Annotated in this window: 25 protein-coding genes and 1 pseudogene; 16 read left to right on the top strand and 10 right to left on the bottom strand. The window is 54.5% G+C overall.

Annotated features, from left to right (window positions below; translation table 11 throughout):
- Positions 1-10: 10 nt before the first annotated feature.
- The 6 genes from ribA to rssA all read right to left on the bottom strand — a co-directional run bounded on the left by ribA (position 11) and on the right by rssA (position 6,080).
- The gene (gene ribA, locus RC73_RS00905; RefSeq protein ID WP_039032853.1) at positions 11-628 is read right to left on the bottom strand and encodes a GTP cyclohydrolase II; all 618 of its coding nucleotides are present in this window, start codon (positions 626-628) and stop codon (positions 11-13) included.
- A 168-nt stretch (positions 629-796) separates the two neighbouring features.
- Positions 797-1,153 (bottom strand): YibL family ribosome-associated protein, encoded by a 357-nt coding sequence (locus RC73_RS00900; protein WP_039032852.1) that lies wholly within the window; start codon positions 1,151-1,153, stop codon positions 797-799.
- A 151-nt stretch (positions 1,154-1,304) separates the two neighbouring features.
- A complete protein-coding gene (nrdG, locus tag RC73_RS00895; RefSeq protein WP_039032851.1) occupies positions 1,305-1,778 on the bottom strand; it encodes an anaerobic ribonucleoside-triphosphate reductase-activating protein in 474 nt (157 codons plus the stop codon).
- Between the two features lie 100 nt (positions 1,779-1,878).
- Complete coding sequence (nrdD, locus tag RC73_RS00890) at positions 1,879-3,996, bottom strand: anaerobic ribonucleoside-triphosphate reductase (protein WP_039032850.1); 2,118 nt, start codon at positions 3,994-3,996, stop codon at positions 1,879-1,881.
- A 209-nt stretch (positions 3,997-4,205) separates the two neighbouring features.
- Positions 4,206-4,955 (bottom strand): hypothetical protein, encoded by a 750-nt coding sequence (locus tag RC73_RS00885; protein WP_039032849.1) that lies wholly within the window; start codon positions 4,953-4,955, stop codon positions 4,206-4,208.
- Positions 4,956-5,132: 177 nt separating this feature from the next.
- The gene (rssA, locus tag RC73_RS00880; RefSeq protein ID WP_039032848.1) at positions 5,133-6,080 is read right to left on the bottom strand and encodes a patatin-like phospholipase RssA; all 948 of its coding nucleotides are present in this window, start codon (positions 6,078-6,080) and stop codon (positions 5,133-5,135) included.
- 231 nt (positions 6,081-6,311) lie between these two features.
- Here rssA and RC73_RS00875 point away from each other — a divergent pair, with 231 nt between their 5' ends.
- From RC73_RS00875 to RC73_RS00820, 11 genes and pseudogenes are all read left to right on the top strand, one after another.
- On the top strand, positions 6,312-7,667 hold the full coding sequence (locus tag RC73_RS00875; RefSeq protein WP_039032847.1) for a DEAD/DEAH box helicase: 1,356 nt from the start codon (positions 6,312-6,314) through the stop codon (positions 7,665-7,667).
- 47 nt (positions 7,668-7,714) lie between these two features.
- Positions 7,715-8,152: a DUF3010 family protein gene (locus RC73_RS00870; protein ID WP_039032846.1), complete on the top strand. Its 438-nt coding sequence runs from the start codon at positions 7,715-7,717 to the stop codon at positions 8,150-8,152.
- Positions 8,153-8,156: 4 nt separating this feature from the next.
- Positions 8,157-8,666 (top strand): M48 metallopeptidase family protein, encoded by a 510-nt coding sequence (locus tag RC73_RS00865; protein ID WP_039032845.1) that lies wholly within the window; start codon positions 8,157-8,159, stop codon positions 8,664-8,666.
- 173 nt (positions 8,667-8,839) lie between these two features.
- Positions 8,840-9,526, top strand: a complete 687-nt coding sequence (locus tag RC73_RS00860; RefSeq protein WP_152608400.1) for a hypothetical protein — start codon at positions 8,840-8,842, stop codon at positions 9,524-9,526.
- Between the two features lie 58 nt (positions 9,527-9,584).
- Positions 9,585-10,004, top strand: a complete 420-nt coding sequence (locus RC73_RS00855; protein WP_039032843.1) for a GNAT family N-acetyltransferase — start codon at positions 9,585-9,587, stop codon at positions 10,002-10,004.
- A gap of 91 nt (positions 10,005-10,095) precedes the next feature.
- Positions 10,096-10,458 carry an MmcQ/YjbR family DNA-binding protein gene (locus RC73_RS00850; protein WP_039032897.1) on the top strand — a complete coding sequence of 121 codons (363 nt, stop codon included), beginning with the start codon at positions 10,096-10,098 and terminating at the stop codon, positions 10,456-10,458.
- A gap of 32 nt (positions 10,459-10,490) precedes the next feature.
- Entirely contained in the window at positions 10,491-10,709 is a 219-nt protein-coding gene (locus RC73_RS00845; RefSeq protein ID WP_039032896.1) for a DUF6500 family protein, read from the top strand.
- 127 nt (positions 10,710-10,836) lie between these two features.
- A complete protein-coding gene (locus tag RC73_RS00840; RefSeq protein ID WP_039032842.1) occupies positions 10,837-11,628 on the top strand; it encodes a hypothetical protein in 792 nt (263 codons plus the stop codon).
- A gap of 3 nt (positions 11,629-11,631) precedes the next feature.
- A complete protein-coding gene (locus tag RC73_RS00835) occupies positions 11,632-12,090 on the top strand; it encodes a hypothetical protein (protein WP_039032841.1) in 459 nt (152 codons plus the stop codon).
- A gap of 149 nt (positions 12,091-12,239) precedes the next feature.
- Complete coding sequence (locus RC73_RS00830) at positions 12,240-13,091, top strand: sulfurtransferase (protein WP_039032840.1); 852 nt, start codon at positions 12,240-12,242, stop codon at positions 13,089-13,091.
- 250 nt (positions 13,092-13,341) lie between these two features.
- A pseudogene (locus RC73_RS00820) lies at positions 13,342-13,749 on the top strand (M24 family metallopeptidase); the annotation flags it as partial.
- Positions 13,750-13,759: 10 nt separating this feature from the next.
- On the opposite strand, the gene RC73_RS00815 reads toward RC73_RS00820, so the two are convergent.
- From RC73_RS00815 to RC73_RS00800, 4 genes are read right to left on the bottom strand one after another with little or no spacing between them, the layout of a single operon-like run.
- Positions 13,760-14,890 carry an ABC transporter permease gene (locus RC73_RS00815; protein WP_039032838.1) on the bottom strand — a complete coding sequence of 377 codons (1,131 nt, stop codon included), beginning with the start codon at positions 14,888-14,890 and terminating at the stop codon, positions 13,760-13,762.
- Complete coding sequence (locus RC73_RS00810; protein WP_082014201.1) at positions 14,880-15,893, bottom strand: ABC transporter ATP-binding protein; 1,014 nt, start codon at positions 15,891-15,893, stop codon at positions 14,880-14,882. Before RC73_RS00810 ends, RC73_RS00815 begins: the two co-directional genes overlap by 11 nt.
- Positions 15,890-16,834, bottom strand: a complete 945-nt coding sequence (locus RC73_RS00805) for an HlyD family secretion protein (RefSeq protein ID WP_039032837.1) — start codon at positions 16,832-16,834, stop codon at positions 15,890-15,892. The genes RC73_RS00810 and RC73_RS00805 overlap by 4 nt, the downstream gene beginning before the upstream one ends.
- The gene (locus tag RC73_RS00800) at positions 16,831-17,643 is read right to left on the bottom strand and encodes a TetR/AcrR family transcriptional regulator (protein WP_052247903.1); all 813 of its coding nucleotides are present in this window, start codon (positions 17,641-17,643) and stop codon (positions 16,831-16,833) included. The genes RC73_RS00805 and RC73_RS00800 overlap by 4 nt, the downstream gene beginning before the upstream one ends.
- A gap of 559 nt (positions 17,644-18,202) precedes the next feature.
- On the opposite strand from RC73_RS00800, the gene RC73_RS00795 reads away from it, so the two are divergent.
- From RC73_RS00795 to RC73_RS00780, 5 genes are read left to right on the top strand one after another with little or no spacing between them, the layout of a single operon-like run.
- Complete coding sequence (locus tag RC73_RS00795; RefSeq protein WP_200887979.1) at positions 18,203-19,771, top strand: pyridoxal phosphate-dependent decarboxylase family protein; 1,569 nt, start codon at positions 18,203-18,205, stop codon at positions 19,769-19,771.
- Between the two features lie 10 nt (positions 19,772-19,781).
- Positions 19,782-21,128 (top strand): lysine N(6)-hydroxylase/L-ornithine N(5)-oxygenase family protein, encoded by a 1,347-nt coding sequence (locus RC73_RS00790; protein WP_039032836.1) that lies wholly within the window; start codon positions 19,782-19,784, stop codon positions 21,126-21,128.
- Positions 21,128-21,745 (top strand): GNAT family N-acetyltransferase, encoded by a 618-nt coding sequence (locus tag RC73_RS19990; RefSeq protein WP_082014199.1) that lies wholly within the window; start codon positions 21,128-21,130, stop codon positions 21,743-21,745. The genes RC73_RS00790 and RC73_RS19990 overlap by 1 nt, the downstream gene beginning before the upstream one ends.
- Complete coding sequence (locus RC73_RS00785) at positions 21,742-23,634, top strand: IucA/IucC family protein (RefSeq protein WP_082014198.1); 1,893 nt, start codon at positions 21,742-21,744, stop codon at positions 23,632-23,634. Before RC73_RS19990 ends, RC73_RS00785 begins: the two co-directional genes overlap by 4 nt.
- A 22-nt stretch (positions 23,635-23,656) precedes the next feature.
- A complete protein-coding gene (locus RC73_RS00780) occupies positions 23,657-25,825 on the top strand; it encodes a TonB-dependent siderophore receptor (RefSeq protein WP_039032835.1) in 2,169 nt (722 codons plus the stop codon).
- Positions 25,826-25,850 lie beyond the last annotated feature (25 nt).

Here is a 25,850-nt window from a genome sequence, read left to right as displayed (position 1 = left end):
CTTTGCCGACTCAGTCCTGATGACCTTCGGTGAAATGATACTCAGACATCATATGGCCAAGCTCAGTAGACTTGGTCTTGAGATAGGCTTCGTTGTAACGGTTTTTGCCAACCTGCAGCGGTACCCGCTCGACGACTTCAATGCCGATATCTTTCATCGCCTGCACCTTGCGCGGATTATTGGTCATCAACCTAACCTTGTGAACACCGATTTTTTCCAGCATGGGCGCAATCATATCGTACTTGCGCATATCGGCCGGAAAGCCCAGGCGCTCGTTGGCTTCCACTGTATTGGCGCCATCGTCCTGCAACTCGTAGGCTCGAATTTTGTTCAACAGCCCAATGCCACGACCTTCCTGACGTAGGTAGAGAATAAAGCCCTGACCGGCTTCAGCGACATTTTGCATCGCGGTCTGCAGTTGAAAGCCGCAGTCACAGCGCAGGCTGAACAGGGCATCTCCGGTGAGACATTCCGAATGGATCCGTCCCAGCATGGGTTTATCGGCTTGGAGCTCACCAAAAGTCAGCGCCACATGCTCTTTACCGGTTTCGGTATCCTCGAAACCATGCATGGCAAACACCCCCCAAGGGGTTGGCAATTTGGCGGTGGCGATAAATTTAATAGACATGAATTAACCTTAACGACTGCTCTCATTCCCTGAGACGGTTAACATCCTTCAAAATCAAGATAATAGTGAAGCGCGCTCAGTACTCAGGCCGGTCATTTTATGCGTTTTTACCACCGACCGAAATACCCAAGTGAATTCATTGGTTATTATTTGCTGTCACGGCGGCAGTTAAAATGCCTTGGGTGCAAACCCGGTAACGGCAGTAATGCCCATTTCTCTGCCCAGCGCTGTCATGGGATGCACAACGACCAACCCCCGAACCGACTTTTTGAGCTTGCCCATATCGGCCTGTTCGGCCTTGGTGAGTGCACGGCTAAACGGCAGATCGCGAATAGACTGCCCCTGTTTGCCAAGCTGACGACTCTGCTGCCCCTTGATGGCTGCAATCCGCTTACTGACGGCGGCGATTTCCCGCTGAAACTGGGCAATGATAGGACCATCGCCACGTTGCTCTGCGGCGGCCAATTTACGGCGATACTGATCCAGCTTATCGTTGAGCTGTTGCAGCTCCTGCTTCAAATTCATTCTGTTACCTTACAAAATCCCGGCACCCTGAGAATGGACGGCCTGGTTGCCGTAAATGTGCCGGACAGAAGTATAACAGCAACTCAAGCTCAGGTGACGGGGTTTTTTAGCAGGGAAAAGCAATTGTGTTAACCAGTTTTCACTTTTGTACTTATTGAGGGGCTTTGAGCAGGTGTATCACCTGATTGGCCGAACCGCGAAACTTCAATGAGGGGTCCGCTTGCTCCTGCACAAATTTACCATCCACCAACACATGAATAAGCCCGAGCAATTCCCGCTGCGCAGGACTGAGCTCATCGAGACGATAACCAGTCCAGAGCCAGACATCCTTTCCCGGGCATTCGTCGCGCACCCGCAACAGCAAGGCCTTGATGGCGTCAAGATTGCCCGGATACAGTGGGTCACCGCCGGAGAGTGACAGGCCCCTTCTCGGGATCCGGCTGTCATTGAGATCGGTAATGATCCTGTCAGACATCGCCTGGTCAAAAGGATGCCCGGAGCGGGGATCCCAGGTTGACTGGTTATAACAACCCCGGCACTGATGTTCACAACCGGAGACAAACAGGGTTACCCGGGTGCCCGGTCCATTGACGACATCCACGGGGTAATACTGATGATAGTTCATAGCTATATCCACAAGGCGCCCCTTGGGGCGCCTTTATTTAGGGAAAGGGGCAAAAATGCAAGCGTAAGTACACAGAGTACTGTTTTACATCTTCCTTTCGTTAGAGGTGCTTAACCCGACGCTTGACCTCTTCCTGCTTACCGTGATTAAAGGGTCTGGCATCCGGGCTGCCAAGATACCCACAAACCCTGCGGGTCACAGACACCCGACTGGGCTCATGATTACCGCATTTGGGGCAGGTAAAGCCCTTGCTGGTACAGATAAACTCACCAGTAAAGCCACAGTCGTAACACTCATCTATCGGTGTGTTGGTTCCATAGTAAGGCACCCGGCTATAGCTGTAATCCCAGACATTCTCAAGCGCTTCCAGGTTGTGCTGCATATTCGGGTATTCGCCATAGCAGATGAACCCCCCATTGGCGAGCTCAGGATACGGCTGTTCAAAATCGAGTTTGTCGTAAGGGTTCACCTTCTTCTCTACATCCAGGTGGAAACTATTGGTGTAATAGCCCTTATCGGTGACACCATCAACCAGGCCAAAACGCTTGACATCCAGCTTGGCAAATCGGCTGCACAGGCTCTCACTCGGTGTGCTGTAGAGACTGAAACCATAACCGGTTTCCTCTTTCCAACGCACAGTGGCCGCCTTGAGGTGAGCCACTATGGCAACCGCTTTCTGCCTCAATGCTTCATCGTCAAACACATGAGTGTCTGTGCCATAAAGCGCATTGATTGTCTCATGCAGGCCAATGTAGCCCAGAGAGATGGAAGCTCGGCCATTTTTGAAGATTTCGGCAATGTTGTCATCACCGCGCAGGCGCACGCCGCAAGCCCCTTCCATATAGAGAATGGGCGCCACTCTGGCCTTGACGTTGGCCAGGCGTTCGATGCGGGTATCCAATGCCTTGCGGGCCATCTCCAGCCTTTGATCCAAAATGCGATAAAACTCGGCTTCATCGCCCTTGGCCTCCAACGCCACCCTCGGCAGGTTCAGGCTGACGACGCCTAAGTTGTTGCGACCTTCATGCAGCAGCTCGCCGTTTTCCTCATAGGTGCCAAGGAAACTGCGGCAACCCATAGGAGTCTTGAATGAGCCAGTAACCTTGACCACCTGCTCATAGTTAAGAATATCCGGATACATGCGGATGCTGGCACATTCGAGCGCCAACTGCTTGATATCGTAGTTGCAGTCGCCGGCCTTGTGGTTAATACCATCACGAATGGCAAACACCAACTTGGGGAAAACCGCTGTTTTACGGTTCTTGCCAAGGCCTTCCATACGGATCCGCAAAATAGACTCTTGGATCAGCCGTGACTCCCAGCTGGTACCCAAACCAAAACCGAAGGTAACAAAAGGCGTCTGACCATTAGCGGTATGCAGGGTATTGACCTCATATTCCAGCGACTGGAAGGCGTCGTGACACTCTTTCTTGGTCTGCTCTGTGGCAAACGCCTTGGCATCGGTAATCCCCCACTTGAGCGCCGTTTGATAATGCTTGTCGTAGCTCTTGGCCACAAAGGGGGCCAACACTTCATCTATGCGGTTGATTGTGGTGCCGCCATAAATATGGCTGGCGACCTGGGCGATGATCTGCGCGGTAACTGCAGTGGCAGTCGAGATGGATTTTGGCGTTTCAATCTCGGCATTGCCCATCTTGAACCCTTGGGTCAACATGCCACCGAGATCGATCAGCATACAGTTGAACATAGGGAAGAAAGGTGAATAGTCGAGATCGTGATAGTGGATCTCACCGGCCTCATGGGCGGCAACCACATCCTTGGGCAGGATATGATGTTTAGCATAATGTTTGGCGACAATACCGGCCAAGAGATCCCTCTGGGTGGGGATCACCTTGGAATCTTTATTGGCATTTTCGTTGAGCAAGGTCGCGTTACTCTGCTCGACCAGGCCGCGGATCTCCAGATTCAGGCGGCTGCTGGATTCACGGCAGATATCTCTGTCATGACGATATTCTATGTAGCTACGGGCCACTTGCTTGTACGGCCCTTCCATCAATAGATTTTCTACCCTGTCCTGCAACTCCTGGATATTGACCTCGGCCTTGTCGGTTACCGCCTGGGTGACCAAAGCTGCAACTGTGGCCGCATAGTCCGCATCTTCTATACCGCAGTGGCTAGAGGCCGCCAGCACCGCATCCCTTATCCTTGTTTCGTCGAACTGAGTACGGCACCCGTCCCGCTTAATCACTACCGGCATTTCTTTAATCTCCATGTTGTTTATTTAACACCATATATAGTGGTGTTTTATTAACCAAGCACTATATGTGGAGATTAAGCGACAAATCGCTCTTCAATACCATGATCTGGATCATGGTATTGAAGAGGATGAACAACACTATGGGATTAGTGCCGACGAGCACAACTTGTGGAGATTTTTCCCTTGACCGGGCTCCAAACGGCCGCTAGTCAGTACCTCTTTACCAAGGCCAGATAACTGTTGATTTGCCCACTGCCCTGCTGCTGGCTGCCCATGGCTGCAGCGGTGCGCATCAGCGCGCTGACACCACTGAGCCGGGATAACAGTTGCGGCTCTTGCAGTGCGGAGTCGACCTTGGCCGCTAGCTTGCTGCTGCCATTGCCGCTCTCTGCGCTCTTGGCAGTTTGGTTTTCGCCCTTGAGCACGGCATCCAACTGAGCCGCCACCTTGTTGGCCGCCAAAGAGCTCGATGGGGTATACATCATCCCCATATTGCCCATAAGACTGTCCGCTCCCTCAAGTGCATTGAGCAAAGGGCTTTGGCTGGCCTGTTGTCTGAGCAAACCAATCTGGCCTTGAATAAACTCCTTGAGGCTGACGTTATCCTTGGTATCAACTCCCATCAGGCCATTGCCCTGCAATTTGACCATCTGACTTTCAGACAACAGCCCTTCCTCGCCGAGGCGCGCCAACAGCTTGGGCAAATCGGCACTGCTGAACTGGCCTGAGCCGAAAAACTCCTTGGCCAACTCCTGCACCCGTGCGGCTCTTTTGCCATCGTTGGAGATAGATATGCTGTCCTGCCCTATATTTGCCGAGGTTGAGCCCTTGCTTTTGTTGTCACTGACAGTTTCAGTGTCGACAACCGAGAGGCCGCTGCCGCTGGTCAAACGATTGTTGACGCCATAGGCATCGACCCCGGACAATCTGGGATCAACAGAAGAATGGATTGGCTGCATGTCAGTTTTCCGTCATATCGACGTTCTATTGGTTGTTTTTAAGACAAGATTGCTTGAGAAATGTCAGAAAAACGCCCTTTGAGCGCCTTGATGCTAATGATGTGCTGAACTATGCAGAAAGTGTGCCCACACCGCAGAAAATGTGCCCACACCAAGCATTAATAAAAAGCGCCTGCTTCAGAGACGCCCCAACGCCGCATCAATCAGATGCGAGGCCTGCTGCACCGCCTTCTCACCGGCGGCAATGGCTTCACTGGCACGGTGGAACTCCATAGTGCCTATATCCGACACCTTAGGTACAATACAGATATCCGGTGGATCTCCCATTAAACGCGCGCGCTTGTGGCGCTGCTCCAGAATATCCATCGACTGTGACATCACAGCCAACATACCGGGTTCAGCCTTATTGCCAAGAGAGAACTTGTCGGTCAGGCCGGAAATATAATCCTTGCCCTTGGCCAACAGATCCATAAAACCACTCTCAGAGGAGTGTTCCGCCACTTTACTCTGCAATGAAGGTTCTTCGCTATTAAGCGCCACCGGCAACACTTGCAGTTGCTCGCGCCTATGACCATGCAAATCGACGCCTATCACCAAACTCGCGCCCATAGCTCTGGCCACAGACACAGGAATGGGATTCACCACAGCGCCATCCACCAGCCAGCGATGCCCCTGACGCACTGGCGACATGATCCCCGGCATGGAACAGGAAGCTCTGACGGCTTGGCGTAAATCCCCCTGACGGAACCAGATCTCCTGCCCTGAGTAGAGGTCGGTTGACACGGCAGTAAAAGGATATTTAAGTTCTTCAATCAGGAGATCACCGATGCGATCTTGAATGGCACTGAATACCTTATCACCACTGATGAGTCCGCCCTTACCCCAACTAATATCCATCAACCCCAACACATCCCAGCTGGAAAAACTGCGCACCCAGTCTTCCAGCTCTTCGAGGCGCTCATTGGCATAAGCCGCACCGACCAGGGCACCTATAGATGAACCGGCCACCTTATCTGGCTTTACTCCCATTGCTGCCAAGCCTTTGAGTACACCTATATGGGCCCATCCTTTGGCGGCGCCGCTTCCAAGAGCAACTCCGATACAGGGTTCATGACTCTGCGCCATCCTCTCTCCTTAATATTTTCTACCAATCACGCAGCCTAAGCTCAATCAGCCAAAGCAGCATACACCCGAAGCCGGAGCTGCTCCAGATTTTATCCCTGGAGCCTGTTGTGGTTAACTCAAGACATTTTAAAACCAGTCAGCAACCATTTCGACACTCTATTGACTAAATACATGCCCCACAGCGTAAAAGCCGTTATAATATGCGGCCGTTTTTATTGAGGAGTTTCACCTTTGCATTTTTCCGATTTTTCGCTGGATCAGCGTCTGCTGCAAACCCTTAAACATATGGGTATCGATGAGCCCACAGAGATTCAGCGTGAAGCGATTCCCGTGGCGCTGGCCGGGAAAGACCTGATGGCCTCATCCAAGACGGGCTCGGGGAAAACCTTGGCCTTTTTGCTGCCGGCGATGCAAAGGGTGATCTCCACCAAGGCGCTCAGCAAGCGCGATCCCAGGGTACTGATACTCCTGCCGACCCGTGAGCTGGCCAACCAGGTCTACGCTCAGTTGCGTCTACTGGTTGCCAATACCCAGTACCGGGCCATCAGTGTGCTTGGCGGGGAAAATTTCAACGATCAGGCCAAGGCGCTGGCGCGGGATCCGCATTTTATCGTCGCCACCCCGGGGCGGATTGCCGATCACCTGTCACAACGCCATCTGTATCTGGAAGGGCTGGAACTGCTTATTCTTGACGAAGCCGACCGCATGCTGGATCTCGGCTTTGCACCACAACTCAAGGCAATCAACGACGCCGCCAACCATAGACGGCGGCAAACCCTGATGTTTTCGGCCACTTTGGAACATGAAGAGGTCAATGATATCGCCGCCACCTTGCTCAATGACCCGCAACATGTGGCCATTGGCGCCGCCAATGCCGAGCATCAGGACATACACCAGCGGATTTTCCTCTGTGACCATCTGGATCATAAAGAGACGCTGCTGATTGAACTGCTAAAGCGCGAACAACAGCGTCAGGTGATCATATTCACCGCTACCCGCCAGGATACCGACAGATTAGCCGAAAAGCTCAAGCAACAAGGCTACAGCGCGGTGGCGCTCAGTGGTGAACTGCGCCAAAGTGCCCGTAACCAGATAATGGATCAGTTCAGCCGCGGCCAGCAGCAAATTCTGGTGACAACCGACGTGGCCTCCCGCGGTCTGGATCTGGTGAACGTCTCCTTGGTGGTCAACTTCGACATGCCCAAGTTTGCCGAAGAATATGTCCACCGTATCGGCCGTACCGGCCGCGCCGGCGCCAAGGGCGACGCCCTGTCTCTGGTGGGCCCCAAGGACTGGTTCAACTTCAAGAAGGTGCAGAGCTTTCTCGGTCGCCGCTTCGAGTTCAGTTCCCTGGAGGGGCTCGAACCCAAATTCAGTGGCCTGGCCGATCCCAAACGCCAGAGCAGCAAACCCAAGAATACCAAGGCCAGCAAACCCAAGGGCCGCAGCAAAACAGCGGCTAAACCGGGCAAGGCCAAGTCAGGCAGAGACAAGCGCTTTATTACCGGGGTGGATGTGGGCGATGCCCCAATGAGGCGTAAACCCGCTCCAGTAAATAACGGCAATGAAAGCGACTCCGAATCATAAGATTAACATTAGCCGCCGGTGCGGCATGATGAACTACAAGGAATACCATGAAAGTTTGTGCGGTTGAATTAAAAGGCGGCGAAGCCGTCATCTGTTTACTGAGCGCCCAGGGAGACGTATTCAACGTTCCTGATTGCCGCCGTCACTCATTTACCTTGAGCAACCCTGCCAGCCAGGAAGCAATTAGAGAATTCCAATTCGCCTTCAATAAGCTGATGGAAGACTATCAGGTCGAACACGTCGTGATTATTGAGCGCGAATACAAGGGTAAGCTGGCCGGCAGCTCTGTCAGCTTCAAGTTCGAGGCGGCCATTCAACTGGGTAAGTTACCGGTAACAATGCTGACACCTCAAAGCATTAAAGAGCAGCTGAAACGCAATCCACCACAAGTGGACTTCAGCGGCCTGGAACTGAAAAAGTTCCAGGAGAATGCCTTTGAAGCCGCTTACGCCTTCCAGCAGATGCGGATCTACAAGAAGGTCTGAGCCCTTGAGCGGTTTTGATTATCTGGCCCACTACAGCGACGAGATAAAGCAACAGGTTCAGCAGCTTAGCCAAGCGGGCAAACTGGCTGAATACCTGCGAAAACGTCATCCTGAGTTACACCAGATCCGCAGTGATAAAGCGCTTTGGGACTATACCCAAGCGCTGAAGCAAACTTATCTGCGTCAATCAAACCCGCTTGCCAAAGTGTGTTTTGACGACAAAATCAGCCTCAGCCATCAGGCGCTGGGGCTGCATACCTACGCCGCCCGAAAGCAAGGGCACAAACTCAAGACCAAGAATGAAATCCGTATCTCCTCCCGGCTGAAACGGGCACCCGAAGCCTTCTTGCGGATATTGGTGGTACATGAACTGGCACATCTGAAGGAAAAAGAGCACAACAAAGCCTTCTACAAGCTGTGCACCTATATGGAGCCGGACTATCATCAGTTGGAATTTGAGTTGAGACTTTACCTCAGTCTTCTGGACGCCAATCAAGACCCTTATCCGGCTTGAATCCCCTCCTGCTCCTCAAACAATAGCAGTTAATTCCCAGAGCTGTCGTTCCTTGTTCATGCTAGTGATAGTGACGCTATGACAAAGCAAATACCTATAGCGGAAAGTCACACTGATTGACGAAGCAAGGGTTACTCTGCTTCGAATTCCTTCGAATTTAACTATTTATTTTGATGTCTATAAAACCGGCTTACCTGCTGATAAAGAAGCTTGGCAAGCTATCATTTTTATGGCTAACTGAGCGACGCACTAATAAAAGATGGACGCGGTGCCAACATCAAAAAATCATTATAAATATCGTATTAAAGGGAATAATAATTATGATAAGAAGGAGTTTAACAGTCCTTGGGGTAATATTTTTTATTAACGCTTGTGCCAATATACCACTCGGCACCATGCTCAGCCTGAGTTCTTTCGATGAGCAGGATTTTGCCGAATTAAACCCGCGAGTTATCAGATCGCAGATCCTCATCGATGAACCGGGTAAACTCAAGATTGATGCCACTGAACTGACCCTGGAACTGGATACCAGCCAGGGAGTATCCCGGTATAGTTTCCCACTCAAATTGGAGTCTATTCAAGTTATCCCCCAAAATGAGGGCCTTTTCAGCAGCAGTCCCGCACAAAATCATTATCAATTGGCACTCACTGATACGGCAATAAACAGCTTCCAGCAAGTACAAACATTGATAAATACCGAGACACCTACCCAATATAGCTTTTCTATTGATGCAGGTCTTGATGAGATGAGCAAGCCAGTGAAGGAAATTACCTTGTCGGTTTTGATCAAACTGACCGAAGATCAGGGATATCTGACTTTGATAGATAACGCGACACTCAACCTTGAGCAACAGCCTTGACCCCGGATTTAATTAAGACTGAATCCAAAACAACCAATAACAACTCAAGGAAATCGGTATGCAGATTGACCTTTTACAGCAAGTTGATGACGACCTGCAAAATGAGCTTATCGACAAGCTCAGAACCTATAATCACGAATATATGGGCAAGGAGAGCAGTCAACCTCTGGCCGCCATCGCCCGCGATTCCGAGGGGCAACTCATTGGTGGCGTGAGTGGCCGCAGCATCTATCGCCAGTTGCTGATTGAGGTGGTTTGGGTCGCGAAGGAGCATAGAGGTTCAGGTCTTGGCAGCCGCTTAATGGCTCTGTGCGAGCAAGAGGCAATCAAACGGGGGTGTCTGGCTGCGCAGCTCGACACTCTGTCGTTTCAGGCGCCGGCATTTTATGCCAAACAAGGGTTTGAAGTTGTCGGCTCGGTCAGTGGAATTCCCGGCAGCCCGGACAGGTATTTTATGTGTAAACGCTTCAATGGCTGAAGGCCAGGCTGCGACATGCCCCTCCCCTTCAACAAAACGTCGACTGAAGCCGGTATTATCATGCTCCTCCCCCCAAATGACTGAGAACGCCATGACACTGACACAACTCAAGAAACTGTTACAGCAATGCCCCAACGCCACTGCCGACTATCCTTTTGGTCCTGAAGCCAGAGTCTATAAGGTCATGGGTAAGATGTTTGCCCTGCTGGCCGAGCAGGAAACGCCCCCTAGGGTGACACTCAAGGCCAAACCTGCCGACGTGCAGGCACTGATCGATAGCTTTGAGGCGATAGTGCCCGGCTATTACATGAATAAGCAGCATTGGTTCACGCTAACCTTGAATGGTGAGGTCAGCGAGGATATGCTCCGTGACCTGATTGAGGCATCCTACGCTCTGGTTGTCAGTAAACTGACCCAGGCGCAACAAGCCCAGTTGCAACAGCAAAACACCTAAAAATGACTTTTCAGATTGAGGGAACAATCAAGATGCGTGCCAGCCTGCGACAAAAAGTTATCCATGTCTGCCAGCAAAAAATCGCCCAGAAGGGCGAGAATGTTGGCGTCTCCTTCTATGCCTTCTTTGCCAACAAGAATGATGATCCCGAGTTGCTCATGGAGGCCGCTAGCTGGTGGATCCAGACCCACAAACTGGATCACTTTGAGAAGGCCCGCAAAATTCTGCAAATGGTGCAAGCCGGGCAATAACCTATGGTGACAGGATCCTACCGGCATAGAGGCTTTAAACAGATCTCCCGCTCGGCACTCGATGCCATGGGTAAGCCCTTCCCTATTTTGCATCTGTCGCTTGATACCTCAAAAGGGTAACTGATTGATGTCCAAGGAAGATGAGTTAAACAAAAAATATCGCGCTCTGCCCCGCGGCGCTCGTTGGCACTTAAAGCTGGATGCCGATGGGCGAGCCTACTTTATTGGCAGACAGCAAACCCTGGCTACAATCTGGGGCTTTATCATGCTGGTTCCCCTGTCGGCCTCAAGTTTAATGGCTGTGGTGCTGACAGGTAAATCACAGGTATTTCATGCCGTCTCGGCCTTGCTGTTGTTAACCCTGGCAATTGGCTGTTTGGGGGTAAGAAGGCGTTGGCTGTTTGACCCTAAAAGCGCTGAGATTCAAGAATACACCGGCTGGTGGCGTATAAAAGCCAAGCCCCGCAAAACCCTGCCCTACAGTCAACTCTCTATTCATATTACCCCACTGGCGCAAACGCCAAATGGGGTACAGCTGGTGCTGCTCGGACAGCGCCACACCCTGACAGATATGGCTGAAGCACTGGCATTGATAGGCTTTTTGCGCGGCTGCGCCGGCCCGCTTGCAGTCAATGAACTTGAAGTCTATGAACTTGAAGTCTATGAAAAAGTCACTGCCTGGCCCGAGTTGAAAGCCGTGCCCTTTGACACAGCTCCAAGCAACTCGGCGCCGGAGGCCGAGAGCCAGACCGCAAAATCCCCCCATACCGAAACCAAGCCTCTGAAAGCCGCGACTCAAACTGGCCAATCCAGCAGTCAGTACCGGCCCATTTGGGAGCAACACCTGATGTGGAAACTGGCACTGCCGCTGCCGCTTTTTGCCCTGCTCGGACTGCTGATGACACGCTTAGGGAGCTGAGCCATGGCGCACTGGAACAAGTATTCCTCACAAAGGGCCGAGTTGGTGTTTGGCCGCTGGACCTGGTTAATCGGCCTGCCGCTGGCGGCGCTGACTCTGGCACAGGTGTATTTCGGGCTTAACCCTGAATTGCTGCTCGGTTGGGCCATGGGGGCAACACTCGGCTGGCACGCGCTGTTCTGTCGCCATAAAATCTTGATAGACAAAAATACCTGTGTGCTGGAGCACAGCATTCGCAGTATCTACCCCATAGGGCAACTCAAGGTGCCACTGGCCGAAATCAGCGGATTTTGCCTCTGCCCTCACTTCGGCGAGCCCAGATACTGGGACTTGATCTTGATGCTCAAGGATGGTCAGAGAGTGACGTTGCTGAGACGTAAGGGCAAGGCCGCCATGCAGGAGCTGGGTAAAGAACTGGCCGATGTCAGCGGCCTGGCCTATGACGAAGAGTTCAGAGACTGAATCCATAACCGTCTATGCCGGCATAACGGCGATAAAACCATCAGATACCTAGCCATTGATAAAGTAACCGCTTGAGAAATCCGTAGCGCTCCAGTAATTTGGGCCAAGTTTCATTGCTTGGTGCCGTTACCGAGCTTTAAGGAGTCGAGATGCAATCTGCACTGGTAAGCAGCGAGTGGTTGGCCGCTCATCTTTCTGATCCCAAGTTGGTCATTTTGGATGCCAGCATGGACAAGGTGATAGGCCGCGAGCCGATAGTCTACGATGAGCCCTGCTTTATTGCCGGTGCCCGGCGGCTGGATCTGGAGCGGGAGTGCACAGATCTGCAGTCCAGCGAGTTACACGCCCTGCCGAGTCAGGCCCAGTTTACCGAGCTGGTGCAGCGGCTCGGCATCGACCAGGACAGCACTGTCGTCATCTATGACAACCAGGGTATCTACTCATCACCCCGCGGCTGGTGGTGTTTCAAGGTCATGGGGTTTGAGCAGGTGTTTGTTCTCGACGGCGGTCTGCCCAAATGGCTCAAAGAGCAGCGCCCCTGTGCCGACAAGCCGGCGACCAGGTTTCCGCGCGGTAACGCCTGTGGGCAATATCAAGCGGAAAAGGTCTGTAACGCCCCCCAGGTATTGGATACCTTGGCAGGCAAGCAGGCCATGATACTGGATGCCAGGGCCAGTTCACGCTTTCTCGGCCAGAGTCCCGAACCCAGAGAAGGCGTGCGCAGCGGCCATATTCCCGGCGCCGTGAATCTGCCGTTTGCCGAAGTGCTGGAGGGCGACAGCCTGAAACCTCAGCCGACACTGGAGCAGATTTTTCTGCATCTGGGTGCCATGGACGCCAGACGCAGCGGCAAACCTTTGATCTTCAGTTGCGGCTCAGGGATCACCGCCTGTATTTTGATCCTGGCGGCCTATCAGGTACGCCTCGATGCCCTGATACTCTACGATGGCTCCTGGGCCGACTGGGGCAGCAAGGCCCATCTGCCGCTGGCAACAAGTTAAGACCAAAGCCGTTATAAACCAAAGCGGTTAAATATCAGGGCGGTTAAAAATCAGGGCTGTTAAAAACCATCTCTCGCTTTCAGCCCAACTGAAGGCGAGCAGCAAACACTTCTCTAGCTTCACCTTCCCCCTCAATCTCAAGCCTGCTTCCCCAAGCAGGCTTGTTAACATTGTCCCGCCCATCAGCTTCCCCCTCCCAAAGAGAGCCAAGGCTGCTTATGCTTGTCTAAAGAAAGCCTTAAGCCCTTTCCTTAAGGCGCGCCCGGCCAGCAAGGGCCAATACGGCTATGCCTATGTGCTCAACAGCTCGGTCAATGAAGTCGTGTGTCACGGGGTTCCGTCGGAGCAGCAGTTGCTGAAGGCCAGCGATATTGCCAATCTGGATATTACCCTCGAAAAAGATGGTTTTATTGCCGACTCCAGCAAGATGTACCTGATGCCACAGGCATCGCCTTTGGCCAAATGCCTGGAACTGCGAGCCGGTATGTGGTTTACCATAAAGCCGATGATCAACCAGGGCGGCGCCAAAATAAAGACCAAGAAAGATGGCTGGACAGTAGTGACCCGGAATAAAAAACTCTCGGCCCAGCGGGAGCACAGCATACTGGTGACAGATACCGGCTATGAAGTGCTGCCCCTCAGAGATGAAGAGCGCTGAACCACAGCGCTCATCCCAAACGCTTACGGAACCTCAATGAAGCGAGCAACACGCCTCCCAGGGTGAACGCCCCCAGCCAAAAGGCATCTTTAGCCAACATCAGGATATCGGCCTCACGCAGGACTATGGCGCGCACCATACGCATAAAGTGGGTCGCCGGCAGCGCTTCGGCAATCCACTGCGCCGCAATTGGCATAGCTTCGTAAGGAAACATAAAGCCTGACAACAAAATAGAGGGCAGCAGGATAAATACCGTCAGCTGCATCGCCTGCAATTGGGTCTTGGCAATGGTGCTGATCACCAGGCCCAGGCTCAGACTGGCAAAGATAAACAGCAAAGAGGCCAGCAACAAGCTGTCCAGACCGCCGCGCACCGGCACACCGAACAGGAAGTGGCCCACGCTGAGGATAATACTCACCTGAATAAGCCCCACCAGCACATAGGGGATGATTTTCCCCACCATCAGCTCCATGGGTTTGACCGGGGTGGTGATCAGAAACTCCATATTGCCCTGCTCTCTTTCCCTGACAATAGCGGCAGAGGTGAACATGATCATTGTCATGGTCAAAATCACCGCCAGCAAGCCGGGCACTATGTTAACCACAGTGCGCTGCTCCGGGTTGAAATACTGCACCACCTCAAAGCTTGGCACCCGGTTTTGGCTGCTGAAATCGGCCACTTCATCGAGCGGCATGCTTCTCAGGCTACGGATCGCGGCGGCGATAACCGTATCCGAGCCATCCACCAGCCACTGGGCCACGGGCCGGGTAAGCTGGCTGTCGCTTTGACGACGGTCGAAGGCTGGATGATTCACCAGACGGGCATTGAGATCCGCCGGCAAATAGAGCACGGCGCGCACTTCCCCCGAGGTGATGGCCGCCTCGGCCTGTTCGATAGAGGCGTATTTTGCCTTGAAGTCCACCACCTGGGTGGCCTTTACCGCCTGCACCAAGGCCCGGCTGTAGCTGCTGGCGGACATATCCACCAAGCCGGCGGGCAGATGCCTGGCATCGGTATTGATGGCGTAGCCGAACAGCAGCAGCTGCACCAGAGGGATCATCACTATCATGCCGAAGGTCATCCTATCCCGCGACAGCTGCCTGAGCTCCTTGAGCATGATCGCCAATATCCTAGCCCACATGTCGACCTCCGGTGCAGGATACAAACACATCTTCGAGACTGGGGCGCGCCATGGCGAGCTTGCGCCCATCGCAATAGGGGCTGAGAAAGGCGATGGGATCTGTGGCATCACGCCGCACCAACACCCTGAGCCGGGTGCCTACCTGAGCGGCAGAAACAACCTCAGGCAAGGCCACCAACTGTTGTTTGAGCGCCCTTAGCTGCTCACCGCTCACTTCCACCACGCTGGCGTCCATCTGCTGCATCAATTCGGCCGGGGAGCCATCGGCCCGCTTGGCGCCACGCTCAAGGATTGCCAATGCATGGCAGCGCTCCGCCTCGTCCATGTAATGGGTTGACACCAAAATAGTGGTCCCGGCGGCGCAGAGATCGAACAGCCGCTCCCAAAACTCGCGGCGGTTTTCCGGATCGACCGCCGAGGTGGGTTCATCGAGAAACAACAGCTCGGGGGAGTGCAGCGTGGCGCAGGCTAGTGCCAGACGCTGCTTCTGACCACCACTCATGGAGCCGGCCAACTGAGACTCCCTGCCCTCCAGGCTATACAGATGCAGCAGCTCTTCAATGCGCGCCTTGCCGCGGCGGCCGAACAGGCCATAAATACTGGCGACAAATCTAAGGTTCTCCAGCACAGACAGATTATCGTAGAGAGAGAACTTCTGGGTCATATAACCTATACGTTGCTTGAGCGCCTCTTCGTTACCGGCAAGCGGCTCTCCCAATACGGTTACCTCACCGGCATCCGGCAACAACAGGCCGGTAAGCAGCCGGATCGCAGTGGACTTGCCGCAACCGTTGGGGCCGAGAAAGCCGTAAATACTGCCACGGGGGATGGCAAGACTGAGATTATCCACCGCGGTCAACTCACCAAAGCGCCGGGTCAGCCCATGAGCTTCAATGGCTAGGGGAGCTTCAATGGCCAGGGGAGCTTCAATGGCCTTGGAAGAATCAATGGACAAGGTAGCTTGAATGGCCGAAGAAGCACCGGCATCAGCTGATTGAGTCATGGCAGTCGTACCTCCAGCGCCAGCCCTGAGGGCAGAAACTCGGCGCCCTCGACATCGATATCTGTCAGATACATCAATCTGGCACGATCGCGCTCATTGAGGGCATAAAACGGGGTAAAGGCTGGTTGGGAACGGATATTTCTGACTGTGCCTTTGAGCGGCTGCGCCACCCCATCGACCCAGACCTCCAGCTTGTCGCCGCGGGAAAGCTTACTGATGGCCGTTTGCGGCAGATAGACTCTGGCATAGGGTTTATCCAGTGCCAAAAGCGCGACAAGTTGAGTGCCCTGAGCCACTCGATCGCCCCTCTTCCAGGGCAATATGTCCACCTCTGATGCCAGCGGCGCCCTGAGACTGAGGTCGTCCAAGGCTTTCTCCTCGGCCTTGAGCGCCGCCGCTGCGGCTGCCACTCTGGCTTCGGCCTGGGCCAGTTGTTCGCTGCGGGTACCGTTTTCCAGTTGCAGCCAGTGTTCATTGGCCTGCTCGACCAAGGCCTTGGTGTGATCCCGCTCGGCGATGGCCGCATCCAGCTCCGCCTGCCCCACCACTTTGGCGGCAAACAGTTCGCGGGTGCGCTGATATCTGAGTCTGGCTTCGGTCGCGGCTGCCGTCGCCGCCTCTATGGCGGCTCTGGCCGCCCGCCGCTCTTCTACCCTGGCACCTTGTTGCAACTCATCGAACCTGGCGCCGGCCTCGGCCAGTTCGGCGCGGCGCTGTGCCACTCTGGCTGCCGCGCTGCGGCTGTCCAATTGCAGCAACAACTGCCCCGCCTCGACCTTGTCACCCTCGGCCACATGGATATCGGCTATCTGCTCGGCAACGGGCGCTGAAAGCTGGATACGATCCCGCTCCAGAGTGCCCATGGCGCGGCTTTCGCCGCTGTCGCCACAAGCTTGCAACAGCAATAGTGTCGCTGTCAGTATCAGGGATATCTTGTTCATTGGGGTTCCTCACTGCCCGGGTTGGCGGCAATATCCTGGCGCAATAAGCCTTGATGCAGGACTTTGGCATTGTGCTCTGCCAGCTGTTTGAGCCAGGTTTCGTTCAATTCGACGCCGAAGTCCCGCATCAGATGGGCCGGGGCGATCAGCGGAAACACCATCAGGCTGACAAAACTCAGCCGCGCCAAGCTAGGGTCCAGGTTGGGATTAAGGCCTTGATCTTGCCCAAGCTGGCGGATCCACAGCCTCGAGCGGCTGAGCATGTCACTGAACACGCTGGCAAGGGCATCGAAGGCTTCACTGCCTTCTCTGTGATTCAATACCTGGATGATAAGCCCGGGCAAGGCCGGGTTGGCAGCCATGGCGCGGTAATAGACCTGCATCAACTCAAATGGCCCGCCAAAACCTGGCTCAGGCCTTTTCTTGCTCGGATCAAGACTCATCTTGCTCCGCTCAGAACCTTTGTTGCTCGGCTCAGGGCTATTGTTACCAAGCTCAGGGCTGTTATTGCCGGGCTCAGGGCTGTTTGCAAAGCCCTCAGAGGCAGATTGACGACTTTGCGCGGCATTATTGTAGTGTTTGAAGGCTTCCAGTACAGGGGCGATAGTGTCTCTGACCATGGCCTCAAACAGGCCTGCCTTGGAGCCGAAGTAATAACGGATCATCGCCGCATCCACTCCCGCCTTGCGTGCCAGCTCTCGAGTGGAAACCCGCTCATACCCCTTCAGGGTAAAGCAACTGCGCGCGGCTTCTATCAAAGCATCCCTGGCCCCAGACTGACCTTTAGGACGACCGGCTGTGGCTTTCATCCCCTGCTCCTCAAAAATTCCTCTTGTGATGAATATACTCAGTTTAGTGCTTATATGGCAGTGAGTTAATTCTCCATTCGTGCCTATGTTGGGGAATTTAGTCGGCCCGGTTCAAAGGATATTTGCGCAAGCTTGCTCCGCTGTATTAGGGAATTCTTGCATTCCGGTCTGTAAGCCGACAAAGAGCACACATAGGACTTGTGCGCACCTTCCTTGGACTCGACCCTTTGCCTCGCCGCCGATTGCGCCAACTCCGTCACTCTTGACTCAATCGCCGGCAATCCCACCACAGTCAGTTCCGCCACTCTCTATTCAGTCTTTATCTGAGCAATTTGTTGTGATTGATACAGGGGTCCAATCAAGGCGGTTACATCTTTACACAAATCAAGTGAGAATCATTTGCATTTGTATTTGAGTGCGTGCTAATTTGTCGCCGCTGTCGTTAAGAAAAGGATGACAGCAAAAAAGGAATGGCCCAGGGAAAGGCCGAAGTAGTTCCTTATCCCTGGGTGACTTGTCATTGATGACTGACCTCATGTCAGTCGCAAAGGAGGCAAAAGTGACCCACCCCAGCATGGAGCCTGAACAGGCGAGCAATGACCCGAGCTATGATGCCGCCGGCCATCTGCCGTTCGCTCCCCACACTGAACTCTTTGGTATCGCACCCGAACACCACTACTCCCGCTTGATGCAACTGGGCATGGATACCCTGAAACACCGCCTTGAACGGCTGGATGGCCCCAGCAGTGGCATTCGCCCCGAAGAGCTGCAAAGCGCATTTTCCGATATCAATCTCAACCGCCCCCTCGGGGACATGAAGCAAGTTCTGGCCGAACTGGACAAGCTCTATCTCAGCCACGCCATCTATTTCCAACACCCGGATTATCTGGCCCACCTCAACTGCCCTGTGATGCTCACATCCTTGTTGGCCGAGCTGTTGAGTTCAGCCATCAATACTGCGGTGGAAACCTGGGATCAGAGCGCCGGCGGGACTCTGATTGAACAGAAGGTTATCGACTGGGCCTGCGAGCGCGTGGGATATCAGGGATTTGCTGACGGTGTCTTCACTACCGGCGGCACCCAGTCCAACCTGATGGCGCTGCTGCTTGCCAGGGAGTTAGCCGGCAGCCTTGAGCCGGGTCACAGAGGCAATGTTCTGGCCGGTCTGGCTACCAATGCTCACCGCTACCGCATTCTCTGCTCTGAATTCAGCCATTTCAGCATCCAAAAAGCGGCCGCACTTTTAGGGTTGGGACACGAGGCGGTAGTGAGTGTCGGTTGTGATGCCAATCGGCGCATGGATCCCAAGGCGCTGGCGGGCAAACTCAGGCAGCTCAAAGCGGCAGGACTGATCCCCATCGCCGTGGTCGCTACCGCAGGGACCACTGACTTTGGCGCCATAGATCCCATAGCGCCCATCGCTGCCCTTTGCCGCGAGTTCAGCTGTTATTTGCATGTGGATGCAGCCTACGGCGGCGCCTTGTTGCTGTCACCTACCCAACGCCAACGCCTCGAAGGCATAGAGTTGGCCGACTCAGTCAGCCTGGATTTCCATAAGTCCTTCTTCCAGCCCGTGTGCTGCTCGGCGCTGTTGGTCAAGGACAAAGGCGTGCTCGGTTACCTCACCTACCATGCCGATTACCTCAACCCTGAGTCCCAGGCCCAGGCCGGAGTACCGGATCTGGTCAACAAGAGCCTGCAGACCACCCGCAGGTTTGATGCCCTCAAGCTGTGGCTGAGCCTGAGAGCCGCCGGGCCGGATGCCATAGGCGAGATGTTCGACACCCTGATTGCCACCACAGCCGAGCTTTATAAAAGCTTTAGCCGTTTCCCCGAGTTGCAGACGGCGCAGCGCCCGTCGCTGACCACCCTGGTGTTTCGCTTCAACGACCCGGCACTGGGCAGCGCCGAACTGGATGAATGCAATCGCCATATCCGCACCCGTCTGGCCCGCGAAGGCCGCGCCATGATTGCAGCGACCAAGGTGGCCGGCAGCCAATATCTCAAGTTTACCCTGCTCAACCCTCACACCCGACTCGAGGATATCGAAGCCGTATTGACCGACATCTGCAAAATCGGTCGCGAGCAGGCCCGTCACTACAAGACCAGCGCGCTTTGCAGCGCCTGAGGAGGAACTGATGCAAACCAAAATTTACGATATCCTGGGTATAGGCATCGGCCCCTTTAACCTGAGCCTGGCGGCCCTGGCCGAGCCGCTTGACGGTCTTGAGTGTCTGTTTGTCGATGCCGGCACCGGTTTCGACTGGCATCCCGGCATGTTGCTGGAATCCTCCAGATTGCAGACCCCTGTTATGTCGGACCTGGTGACCATGGCCGATCCCACCAGCCGCTACAGCTATTTGAACTTCGCCAAACAAACCGGCCGACTCTACAGCTTCTATATCCGCGAAAGCTTCTTCCTGCCGCGGCAGGAATATAATCGCTACTGCCAATGGGTCTGCGCCGAGCTGAGTAACCTTAAATTCAATTTCAAGGTCACCCGGGTCAGTTTCGATGCCGAAACCGACACCTATCTGGTCAAGGGGCAGGACAAAGTCAGTGGCCAAGAGCTAAGCCTGCGCGCCCGCCACCTGGTGCTGGGAACCGGTACCCAACCCTGGATGCCCCACTTCTGCCCCGGCGCCGACAAGCGGGTACTGCACTCGGCCAACTATCTGCACCGTAAACAGGCGCTGCAGAGCCAAAATGACATCACCATAGTCGGTAGCGGCCAGAGCGCGGCAGAGATCTTCGAAGATCTGCTGCTGGATATCGACAAATACGGTTATCGCCTGCGCTGGCTCACCCGCTCACCAAGATTCTTCCCGCTTGAGTACACCAAGCTGACACTGGAGATGACCTCGCCAGAATATATCGACTATTTCCACGCCCTGCCCGAGGCGCAGCGCCGCGAACTTATCGGCTCACAGAAGAGCCTCTATAAGGGGATCAACGCCGATCTGATCAACAGCATCTATGATCTGCTTTACCAAAAACGCCTGCACTGTGACTTTGATGTACAGCTGCTGACCAACACGGCACTGCAAAGCGTTCACAGCGACGGACAGCAACTGCTGCTGGGTTGCAAACATACGGAGCTTGAACAGGAGTTCGAACTGAGCAGTTCGGCACTGGTGCTGGCCACCGGCTACTGCTACCGACTGCCGGACTTTCTCGAGCCGCTCCACTCGCAGCTGCTGTTCGATCAAAAGGGCGATCCCGATGTCCAGCGTCATTATCACATAGACAAGGCCGGGCGAATTTTTGTTCAGAACCTGGGGCTGCACACCCACGGGCTGTGTTCGCCGGATCTGGGAATGGGCTGCTATCGCAACGCCACCATATTGCGGCAGATCCTGGGCCAAGCACCGTACGAGATAGAGCAGCAAATTGCCTTCCAGAGCTTTGGTATTCCCAAGCAAGACGCCAGTGCACCCAAACACCGGCACAGCAGCAATCACGCATTGCAGCGGGAGGCCAGCTGATGGCCTCTCAAACAGCAATCAATCCGGCTGCCGACACAGCCGGCTTCAGCGCCAGATACGGCTTTGCGCCGGGCAAGCGCCTCAAGATCAACGACTTTGATTTTTGCGCCTATCAGGAAAGCGAGCACTTTGACACCCTGAGCGACTGGCTCGGCCGCGACTATGCCGCCTTCTGGGGCATGCAATCCTTGACGCCCACCGAGCGCCGCGTTGAGCTCGCCCCCGCTGCAGATAAGTTTGGCCTGATGGCCTATCGCGGCGCTGAGCCTGTGCTCTATACCGAGCTGTACGATCCCCGCTTTGATGAAGTGGGCCAACACTTTGACTGCCAACACGGCGATTGCGGCATGCATTTGCTGCTGGCTCCTCCCACTAAGCCGCAGCGCGGTTTCAGCCGCCAGGCCATCACAGCTGTGGCGTCTCTGATACTGCAGCATCTGGGCTTTGCCCGCCTGGTGGTAGAGCCGGATATCAACAACCACAAGATACACCCGCTGAACCGTGCGGTAGGCATCTGCTACAGCCACGCCATTCAACTGGAAAACAAACAAGCCATGCTGGGTTTTTGCACCCTGCCTGGGTTCAGTGCCGCACTGGCAACAGGAGCCACACAATGACAGCATCCATTATCGAACAGCCCCGTCTCAGCCATCTGACGCCTGCCATCTGGAACCAGGCAAGCCGCCATCTGCTGGCGAAAATTCTCAGTGAATTCAGTCATGAAAAGCTAATAGCGCCAGAGCTGTTGTTGCCAGCAGAAGCAGAGCAAGAGGCCTGTTGGCAGCTCAAGCTGGATACCCGGGATGGTCAGCTCTGCTACCGCTTCAGCGGTCGCCGTTATCAGCTGGATCAACTGCAGATAGCGCCGGACTCCATCGAGTGTTTCAAAGATGGCGAGCTGCAACAGCCGGACGCCATGCTGCTTATCATCGCCCTCAAGGAGAGGCTCGGCATAAGCGATACACTGCTGCCCACCTATCTTGAAGAGATCACCAGCACCCTCTACAGCAAGGCCTTCAAACTCCTGTGGCAGGCAAAGCCGGTGCAGGAGCTGGTGGATTGCGACTATCAACAGATAGAAGCGGCCATGACCGAAGGCCACCCTGTGTTTGTCGCCAACAATGGCCGCATAGGTTTTGATGTCGATGACTGGCGTGTCTTTACGCCGGAGAGCGGCCAACCGCTGCAACTCGAGTGGCTGGCGGTCAGCAGTGAACATACTAGCCTGGCGTTGATAGCTGGGCTCGACTATCGCCAACTGCTGCAAGAGGAGTTGGGCGATGCTTTGCTGCTCAGATTTGAGCAGAAAATACGGCAACAGGGCAAAAACCCGGACGATTATTTTCTGATGCCCGTTCATCCATGGCAGTGGCGCGAAAAGATCAGCCGCATATTTGCCGCCGATCTGGCCCGCGATCGCCTCATTTACCTGGGACAAGGCCATGATAAATATCAGGTGCAGCAATCCATCCGCACCTTCTTCAACCTCAGCCAACCCAAGCGCTGTTACGTGAAGACGGCGCTGTCGATTCTCAATATGGGCTTTATGCGGGGTTTATCGCCCTACTACATGAGCCGCACCCCGGAGATCAACGCCTTTGTCGCCGAGCTTATCGACAGCGACCCTTTCTTTGCCAAGCAAAGATTTGTGCTGCTCAGGGAAATCGCTGCCATAGGCTATCACCACAAGTATTATGAGCAGGCTCTGGAGAAAGACACCCCCTACAAGAAGATGCTCTCGGCACTGTGGCGTGAAAGCCCTTATGCTCTGAGCTTCCAGGGCGAGCCTTTGGTAAAACCCGGCCAGCAACTGATGACCCTGGCGGCGCTGCTGCACCAGGATAGCCAGCAGCAGAGCCTGCTGGCGGCGCTTATCAAAGCATCCCCCCTGAGCGCCCACGACTGGATGAGCCGGCTGCTGGATCTCTACCTTACCCCCTTGCTGCACGCCTTCTTTGCCTACGATCTGGTGTTTATGCCCCATGGCGAGAACCTTATTCTGGTGCTGGATGACAAGGTGCCTGTCACCATATTGATGAAGGACATAGGCGAAGAAGTCGCAATTCTCAACGGCAGTGCGCCGCTGCCGGGACGAGTGGCGCAACTGGCGGTCTCACTCGAAGAGGAGATGAAACTCAACTACATACTGCTGGATATTTTCGACTGTATCTTCCGCTTTATGGCGCCGCTGCTCGATAGCCACACCAGCCTGAGTGAACAGGGATTCTGGGCTCTGGTGGCTGGAAAGGTACGTGATTATCAGGCCTCCCACCCCCAGTTTGCCGATAAGTATCGCCGCTACGATCTGTTCCAGCCGACCTTTGTCCGTACCTGCCTGAACCGGATCCAACTCAATAACAACCAGCAGATGATAGATCTCGAAGACAGGGAGAAGAATCTGCGCTTTGCCGGCGATATCGACAATCCGCTGCACCCCTTTGCCGCCAGCCACAGCTTTGGCATTACATCAACCCAGACCGAGCGTCTTGCAGACCCGGCCTTATAACCCTTCCAGGAAGTAACAGGAAATGGATATTAATATGCAAACCCTCAATGGCTTCAAACCGACTCCCATCGCCCTTCTCTGCTCTGTGCTATTGAGCGCCCCGGCGTTCGCCGCCGACAAGAGTGAGGCCCATGAGAAAGAGATGGAGGTACTGACAATCGTCGGTGCCAAAGACAAAACCGCAAGCTACAAGGCGAGCGACATGAGCACGGCCACCGGCATGAAACTCTCGTTTCTCGAAACGCCGCAGTCTGTCACAGCCGTCACCGCCAAGGCCATTGAAGATCAGCAGCTCAACTCTGTCATTGATGTCATGACCAGTGTCGCCGGGATCAACGCCCGCCCTTCGGACAACGACAGATACTCCATCAGCGCCCGCGGGATCTCGGTCAGCAGCATTCTCTATGATGGTGTGGCAACCACCTATGACACCCGTTTCAACTATGGCGACAACCTGATGGACAGCGCCCTTTACGAGCGCATCGAAGTGGTACGCGGTGCCACCGGCTTAATGCTGGGTGCCGGTAGCCCTTCCGCCGCCATCAATTTGGTGCGAAAACGGCCCACTGCCGAGTTTCAAGGCAGCGTCAGCCTGAGCAGCGGCTCCTGGGATATGCTGCGCGGTGTGGTCGATCTCTCCGGCGGCCTCAATCAGGATGCCAGCATCCGTGGCCGGGTGGTGCTGGCCTATCAGGACAGGGAGAACTGGCAACACAGATATGAGCAGCAGCGGCAAACCCTGTATGGCATCCTGGAGGCTGATTTGGGAGCCAATACTCTGCTGACCCTGGGCAGTGATTTCCAGCATACCAGGCCGGAAGGCACCATGTCCGGCGGCTTGCCGCTGTTTGACAGTGATGGCAACCGCACCAATTACGACCGCCATGTATCCACCGCCCCCAGTTGGGCCTCCGCCAAGACAGATGCGCTCAATAGCTTTGTGACTCTGGAGCATCATTTCAGTTCAGACTGGACCCTTAAAGGCAGCTATATCTATGGCGACAACAGCCTGGAGTTTGATGTGCTCTGGCCCATGAAAAATCCGGATCCCGTCACCAATGAAGGCATGGTCCCCGGCTCTTTGGCCTTTATCGACGGCAGTCGCACTCAGCACACCTTTGATCTCAAGCTGTCCGGCAACTTCAACGCCTTTGGCCGCAACCATCAACTGGTGGCCGGCGCCAATCAACAAAAACAGGATTTTGCCAACCCCTACTATGGCGCACTCGGCGCCAGGCCACCTCTGGGAGACTTCCGCCAACCGGGCTTTGATTACCCAAAGCCGCAATGGAGCGATAAGGTGCTCTACGGCTCCTGGGGTGAAACCAAGCAACAATCTGTCTATGTCGCTTCCCAGCTTGAACTGACCGATGCCCTGTCCATGGTGCTCGGTGGCCGCCTGGATAACTGGGAGACAGATCAGGATAACTTTGGTGCCAAACATGACTATAAGGTCGATGGTGAGTTCACCGGCTACCTGGGACTGACCTATGCCCTGAGCGACGAATATGCCCTGTATGCCAACTACACGGACATTTTTACTCCGCAAAATAAGGTTCAGGCCGATGGCCGTTACCTGGACCCCATCAAGGGCAGCAACTATGAGGCCGGGATCAAGGCCAGCCTGTTCGATGAGGCGCTGGACTTGTCACTGGCCGCCTTTGAGATACGTCAGGACAATGTTGGTGAGCGAACCGGCGAAAGCCTGCCCAACAGCACTATTCCTATTTATCTCAGTGTCGACGGCACCAAGACCCGGGGTTTCGAGTTTGAGGTCAACGGCTCCATCAATGACAACTGGGATCTTTACCTGGGCTACACCCAGTTTGATACCGAAAATCCCCAAGGCCAAAAGATCAACACCACCAACCCGGAGCGGCAACTCAAGCTCTTTACCACTTATGAGTTCGATGGCTGGCTTCACGGATTGCAGCTGGGCGCCGGGGTCAACTGGCAGAGCCGCATCTATAGCCAAGTCTCAAAACCGGACGGAAAAAAGGTTGAAGTGGAACAAGGCAGCTACGCCCTGGTGAAGTTGATGGCGAGATACAAGTTCAATGAACAGTTGAGCCTGAGAGCCAATCTGGATAACGCCCTCGACAAAAGCTATTACAGCCAGCTCGGCTTCTATAACCAATTCCAGTATGGCGCGCCGCGTAATTTCAGCGTCACCCTGGACTACCGTTTCTGAGCCGCGTTATGCCGTGAAACTATCC

It is taken from the genome of Shewanella sp. ECSMB14102, from assembly GCF_000813075.1.
Taxonomy (GTDB): Bacteria; Pseudomonadota; Gammaproteobacteria; order Enterobacterales; family Shewanellaceae; genus Shewanella; species Shewanella indica.
The sequence above is the reverse complement of the archived record's forward strand: the minus strand, read 5'-3'. Positions and strand labels throughout refer to the sequence as shown.